At 66.5% G+C, this 6087-nt stretch carries 5 protein-coding genes and 1 pseudogene; 3 read left to right on the top strand and 3 right to left on the bottom strand.

Features of this window, described 5'->3' with window-relative positions:
- Window positions 1-551: 551 nt before the first annotated feature.
- Together AB0I03_RS16465 and AB0I03_RS16460 are read left to right on the top strand one after the other, a co-directional pair.
- Window positions 552-977 carry an OsmC family protein gene (locus AB0I03_RS16465; RefSeq protein WP_360413067.1) on the top strand — a complete coding sequence of 142 codons (426 nt, stop codon included), beginning with the start codon at window positions 552-554 and terminating at the stop codon, window positions 975-977.
- Window positions 978-1183: 206 nt separating this feature from the next.
- Complete coding sequence (locus tag AB0I03_RS16460; RefSeq protein ID WP_360413064.1) at window positions 1184-2476, top strand: lysine 2,3-aminomutase; 1293 nt, start codon at window positions 1184-1186, stop codon at window positions 2474-2476.
- 67 nt (window positions 2477-2543) lie between these two features.
- Here AB0I03_RS16460 and AB0I03_RS16455 read toward each other — a convergent pair whose 3' ends face one another.
- Window positions 2544-3290 (bottom strand): NAD(P)H-dependent oxidoreductase, encoded by a 747-nt coding sequence (locus AB0I03_RS16455; protein WP_360413061.1) that lies wholly within the window; start codon window positions 3288-3290, stop codon window positions 2544-2546.
- 131 nt (window positions 3291-3421) lie between these two features.
- On the opposite strand from AB0I03_RS16455, the gene AB0I03_RS16450 reads away from it, so the two are divergent.
- Window positions 3422-4288 (top strand): helix-turn-helix transcriptional regulator, encoded by an 867-nt coding sequence (locus AB0I03_RS16450; protein WP_360413058.1) that lies wholly within the window; start codon window positions 3422-3424, stop codon window positions 4286-4288.
- Between the two features lie 21 nt (window positions 4289-4309).
- Here AB0I03_RS16450 and AB0I03_RS16445 read toward each other — a convergent pair.
- Both AB0I03_RS16445 and AB0I03_RS16440 read right to left on the bottom strand, forming a co-directional pair.
- Window positions 4310-5188: pseudogene (locus AB0I03_RS16445) on the bottom strand (NAD(P)-binding domain-containing protein); the annotation flags it as partial.
- A gap of 30 nt (window positions 5189-5218) precedes the next feature.
- On the bottom strand, window positions 5219-6082 hold the full coding sequence (locus AB0I03_RS16440) for an NAD(P)-binding domain-containing protein (RefSeq protein ID WP_360413055.1): 864 nt from the start codon (window positions 6080-6082) through the stop codon (window positions 5219-5221).
- Window positions 6083-6087 lie beyond the last annotated feature (5 nt).

The raw sequence follows: 6087 nt of genomic DNA, 5'->3' as shown, positions 1-6087 counted from the left end.
TACCAACCAAACCAGCCGACACCTTGTGCCGAACCAATCCAGTCAGCCCGCACGCTGACCATCCAAACACCCTGTTGAGTTCTCAAACAACACGCCAACCCAGAACGATCCTCATAAGGATTCGGCCTCAGCCGGAGCAACCCGAACAACATTACTAGTCTCGAACCGCGCTGTCTAACTGGGGGTCATTGACCCTCGTCACACGCGATTGAGCCTCTATGGAGTCTCAGGTGATCCCCGCGTCTCGATCTCGGACCGCGCCAGCGCTCCTCAGAGCTTGTCGCGTGCCTCCGTGATCTCCGGACCGGCCTCGTTTTCCTCGGCTGTTCCGTTCCCCCGCGGGCAAAGACAAATATACACACCCTCGAGGGGGCCGAAACCAGGGGGGTCACCTCGGGTTCAACGATACGCTTGACCAGCGGAGACATCAAGGTCTTCCAGAAAGACGGTGGATGAACCCCGGGCGCGGGCGCCGTCTCGGACCGTCTCCAGACTCCATCTGCGGCTGTTAGCCTGCGAGCGAAGGTACTTCGACTCCTAAAGGAGAAGGCATGTCAGCCACTCGCAATGCAAGCACTCGTTGGACCGGCGACCTCCAGGAAGGCAACGGCGTCACCAGCTTCCTGTCGTCGGGACTGCCGGACACCCCTGTCACCTGGGCGGCTCGCACGAACAACCCCGAGGGCAAGACCAGCCCGGAGGAACTGATCGCTGCCGCGCACACCTCATGCTTCTCCATGGCGTTCTCGGGCGCCCTCGCGAAGGCCGGATACACCGCGGACGAGATCGTCACGGAAGCCGGCGTCACCTTCAAGCCGGGCACGGGCATCACCGACATCGCCCTGACCGTCCGCGCCTCGATCCCCGGGATCGATAACGACGAGTTCCAGAAGATCGCGCAGGGAGCCAAGGAGAACTGCCCGGTGAGCCAGGCCCTCAAGGCGGTCCCGATTTCGCTTGAGGCGACGCTGGGTTAGGGTCGTCACAAACGACTGAAAATTTCATATTCACGCACAGTGTGCGCGAAAGCATCGGGTGCACCATCCGTGGCCGAAACGTCACGGAGCCGAACGGCGGGCGGCTTCGCCCGCGGGAGGCAGGGTGGTCGTTGGTTTCGCGCACTTGTTTGTAACCAGGCCCGCCTGCCCAGTTGCAAACCGACATCGCAGAGGAGGGGGTTCTCGTGACTGCTCCTGAAAACACCGGTAGGCGGTTCCAGGCCTACACCATCCGCCACCTGGACGAGTTGCTCCAGCGAGCGCCGCTGACCGAGGAGCAGCGGCTCCGGACAAGGGCTGTGGCGTCCGTCCTGCCGTTCCGAACGAACGCCTATGTCGTCGACGAGCTCATCGACTGGGACAATCCGTTCGAGGACCCGATGTTCCGGCTGGTCTTCCCCCAGGAGGACATGCTGCCGACCGAGGACGTCGACCACATCGCGGGCCTGCTCCAGAACGACGCCTCCAAGCAGGAGGTGACGGCTGCGGCCAACCGGATCCGGTTCAATCTCAATCCGCACCCGGCCGGGCAGCTCGCGCTGAACATCCCGAAGGCCGGCGAGGAGCCGATCCCGGGCCTGCAGCACAAGTACCGCGAGACGGTGCTCTTCTTCCCGCAGCAGGGCCAGACCTGCCACGCGTACTGCACCTACTGCTTCCGCTGGGCGCAGTTCGTGGGCATCGCCGACCTGAAGATGGCGAACAACGACGTCGAGCAGTTGACGGGTTACGTGCGGGACCATCCCGAGGTGAGCAGTGTGCTGCTCACGGGCGGGGATCCGATGATCATGGGCGAGCCGGTGCTGCGGCGGTACATCGAGCCGCTGCTCGAGATGGATCACGTGGAGTCGGTCCGGATCGGTTCGAAGGCGCTGGCGTACTGGCCGCAGCGGTTCGTGTCGGACCCCGACGCGGACGACACGCTGCGGCTGTTCGAACGGGTCGTGGCGTCGGGCAAGAACCTGGCGTTCATGGCCCACTTCTCGCATCACAAGGAGCTGGACTCCGAGATCGTGCAGGAGGCGGTGCGGCGCATCCGTGCCACCGGTGCGGTGATCCGGACGCAGGCGCCGCTGATCAGGACGATCAATGACGACGCGGAGCAGTGGGCGGGGATGTGGAGGACCCAGCACAAGCTGGGGATGATCCCCTACTACATGTTCGTGGAGCGGGACACCGGTCCGCAGGACTACTTCTCGGTGCCGCTGGTGCGGGCGTGGGAGATCTTCCGCGACGCGTTCAGCCAGGTGTCGGGGTTGTGCCGGACCGTGCGGGGTCCGTCGATGTCGGCCACGCCGGGCAAGGTCGCGGTGGACGGGGTCGTGGAGATCGGCGAGGAGAAGGTGTTCGCGCTGCGGATGCTCCAGGCCAGGGATCCTGACCTCGTCGGCCGTCCGTTCTTTGCGAAGTTCGATGAGAACGCGGTGTGGCTGGACGACCTGAAGCCGGCGTTCGCCGACAAGTTCCCGTTCGAGTAGTGCGGTAGATAGAGAAAACGAGTGAAGGGCCGGAGCGGCGATGCCGCTCCGGCCCTTTCGCGTGCTGCTAGCGGGCGATGTGCAGCGCGAATCCGGTGGTGCCCTCGGTTTCGCGGCCGGGGAGCAGGCGCTTGTCCTCGTCGTAGTCCTCAGTCTGCTTGCGGTAGGCGATCGGCTCGGTCTCGGCGATGGTCTCGAGGCGTTCGCGCAGGTGCTTGGCGCTGTCGGCGTACTCGGTCTGCCAGCCTGCGCCGGTGATGACCACGGGTGGGAGGACTGCCATGCCCGTGTAGAAGAGGACGCCGTGCTGGATCGGGAAGAGCAGGTCGTTGATGTCGCCGTTCACGCCGCGGTCCGAGAGGTGTGCCTCGGCGGCGCCGGTGGTCACGATGACCATGGCGCGCTTGCCTTTCAAGACGCCGTCGCCGAAGCGCGGCCAGTCGCGGGAGGGGCTGTAGCCGAAGCCGTTGGTGAAGACCCGGTCGAACCAGCCCTTCATGATCGCCGGGACCGTGTACCACCACAGCGGGAACTGCAGGAGGACGAGGTCGGCTTCCAGGAGCTTCGCCTGCTCGGCCTTGATGTCGGGGGCGATCGAGTCCTTCTCCCAGGCTTCGCCGGCGGCGGCCATGAAGTGCTCGTTCTCGGTGGGGCCGAAGTCGTCGTAGTCGGCGACGGCCTTCCAGTTCATGGCATACAGGTCGGAGACGGTGACGGTGTGGCCGAGGCCCTCGAGGGTCTGGACGGCTTCGTCCCGGAGCGAGGCGTTGAGCGAGCCGTTGTGCGGGTGGGCGTAGACCAGGTGCGTTCTCATGCGGACCATGCTTCTGGGGTTTCGGCGGGGCTGCCAGACGTCTGTTCGACCTGGGGTCGTTCGACCCTAGGACTGACAGACCTAGGCATTCGCGAGGGATCCCGGCGATACTTGCCGCGGAGGTTTGCGTGATGACACCTGATGCGACAGAGACCAGGAAGACCGAGATCCACCGGCTCGAGGACGTGGTCGACCTGGGGAAGTTCCTGCAGGCGCGCCGGGCCCGCGTGAACCCCGGTGACGTGGGGCTGCGGGAGGACTCGCGGCGGCGCGTGCCCGGCCTGCGGCGGGAGGAGCTGGCGCTGCTGGCCGGGGTGAGCGTGGACTACTACACGCGCCTGGAGCAAGGCCGGGCGAAGCACCCGTCCGATCAGGTGCTCGACGCGGTGGCGCGGGCGCTGCGGCTGGACGAGACCACGCGGGCGCACCTGCACCGGCTGGCGGGGAACTCGCGGCTGAGTCCGCTGCAGGCCAGCGCGGGGGTGCGGCCCTCGCTGCAGACGATGCTCGCGGCGATCGACGGGTTCCCGGCGCTGATCATGAACCACCGGCAGGACGTGTTGGCGTCGAATCGGTTGGCGCGCTTGCTGTACGGCGGGTTCGGGTGGGATCTGGAGGCGAATCCGAACTTCGTGCGGCTGCTGTTCGACGATGATTCGCGGGCGTTCTTCCCGGATTGGGAGTCGGTGTGCTCGTGGGAGACGGTGGCGCAGTTGCGGAAGATGGCGGCGTTGTTCCCGGATGATCCGGAGTTGACGGGGCTGATCGGCGAGTTGTCGGTGCGGCACCGGTTCTTCGCTGAGTTGTGGGCGCGGGCCGAGGTGAAGGACTGCAATATCGGGTCGGTGCGGTTCGACCATCCGATGGTGGGTGCGTTGGAGCTGTATAAGGACCAGTTCCGGGTGGCGGACGGTTCGGGGCAGATGCTGGTGACGTTGACGGCGTCGCCGGGGACTGATGATTACGACAAGTTGGCGCTGCTCGGGGCGGACCGGTAGGGGGTCCGCCCCGTTGGCGTGTCAGCGGATGGTGAGTTTTTCGATCACGCTGACCCAGTCGGCGGTGCCGCGGCCGGTGGCGATGAGTTCGTCGAGGTGCTTGACGAGCGGTTCGAGGAAGTCGGCGCTGATGCCCTGTTCGCGGGCGGCGGTGACGAGTGAGCCGACGGCGGCCTTGGTGAAGGCGACGTCCTGGCCGGGTGCCGGGTCGTAGTCGCCGGTGTCGACGACGGCGACGGTGGGTTCGGCGAGCGGGACGACGGCGCTGAGCCAGGCGGTGACGTCGCGGGCGGTCTGGGTGGCGGGGACGCCGACGGTGCGCATCATCGCGGAGGCCTGGAGGACCCCGGTGAACATCGCGTACATGGCGGTCAGGAGGGCCATGTCCTTGAGTTCGGCGATCCCGGGGTCGGTGCCTTCGTATTCGGCGGTGCCGAGGGTTTCGAGGGCCGGCTTCGCGATGGCGTAGGCGTTCTCGTCACCGGAGTAGAGCAGCTTGGAGCCTGGTCGGCCGATCATCTGGGGGACGGCCATGATGGCGCCGTCGAGGTAGGTGATGCCGTGCTCGGCGGCCCAGGCGGCGGTGGTTCGGGACTCGTTCGGTGTGGTGGTGGTGAGGTTGACGACGACCTTGTCTTTGAGTTCGGCGGCGACGGGTTCGAGGTTTTCGTGGACGCTGGCGTGGTCGAGGAGGACGACGAGGATGATGTCGCCGGCTTTGGCGGCTTCGGCGATGGTGGCGGCGGCTTTGGAGCCGGCTGCGACGTGCGGTTGGGTTCTGGCGGGGGTGCGGTTCCAGACGGTGGTGGTGTAGCCGGTGTCGCGGAGGCGGGCGGCGATGGCCGAGCCCATGGCGCCGAGGCCGAGGATGCTGATGGTGCCCTTTGACATGGTGGTGTCCTTCGTGTGTTCAGGTCTTGCGGTGGTCGGTCAGTGGATGGTGAGGCGTTCGATGATGCGGATCCAGTCGCTGTCGCCGTGGCCGGTGGCGGCGAGCTCTTCGAGGAGTTTCTGGTGGGGTTCGAGGAACTGGGCGCTGATGCCCTGTTCGCGGCTGGCGGTGATGAGCGACTGGATGCCGAAGCGGTCGAAGTCGACGCTCTGGCCGCCGGTGTCGTAGGTGCCTTGGTCGACGATCGCGGCGAGTTCCCGGCCGTGGGGCAGCATGGCGGCGAGCCAGGCTTCGACTTCGCCGGCGGTCTGGACGGCGGGGGTTCCGGTGGTGCGCATCATGGCGATGGCCTGGACGTAGCCGAGGAACATGAGGTCCATGGCGGCGAGCAGGGCCATGTCCTTGAGCGAGGCGAGGCCGGGGTCCTTGCCGGTGTACTCGGCGGTGCCGAGGGTTTCCAGGAGCGGCAGGACGGTGTTGTACGCGTGCTCGTCCCCTGAGTAGAGGAGGCGGGCGTGCGGTTCGCCGATCATGGACGGGACGGCCATGATGGCGCCGTCGACGTAGCGGATGCCGTGGTCGGCGGCCCAGGCCGCGGTTTCGCGGGCCTGGTCGGGTGTGGTGGTGACGAGGTTGACGACCACTTTGCCCTTGAGTTCGGCGATATGGGGGTCGAGGTGTTCGCGGACGCTGGCGTGGTCGAGGAGGACGACGAGGATGACGTCGCTCGCGGCGGCGGCTTCGGCGACGGTGGCGGCGCCCTTCGATCCGGCTGCGACGTGCGGTGCGGCCTTGGCGGCGGTGCGGTTCCAGACGGTGGTGGCGTGTCCGGTCTCGCGGAGTCGGGCGGCGATGGCCGAGCCCATGGCGCCGAGGCCGAGAATGCTTGTGCTCGAGCCCATGTGGT

The organism is Glycomyces sp. NPDC021274 (assembly GCF_040641195.1).
GTDB lineage: Bacteria > Actinomycetota > Actinomycetes > Mycobacteriales > Micromonosporaceae > Glycomyces.
This window is presented reverse-complemented; position numbering and strand designations above follow the sequence as displayed.

Bases quoted from the DNA above. Each gene is read 5' to 3' on its own strand.
- AB0I03_RS16450 (WP_360413058.1), top strand. From the start codon at position 3,422: ATGACACCTGATGCGACAGAGACCAGGAAGACCGAGATCCACCGGCTC.
- AB0I03_RS16455 (WP_360413061.1), bottom strand. From the start codon at position 3,290: ATGAGAACGCACCTGGTCTACGCCCACCCGCACAACGGCTCGCTCAAC.
- AB0I03_RS16440 (WP_360413055.1), bottom strand. From the start codon at position 6,082: ATGGGCTCGAGCACAAGCATTCTCGGCCTCGGCGCCATGGGCTCGGCC.
- AB0I03_RS16465 (WP_360413067.1), top strand. From the start codon at position 552: ATGTCAGCCACTCGCAATGCAAGCACTCGTTGGACCGGCGACCTCCAG.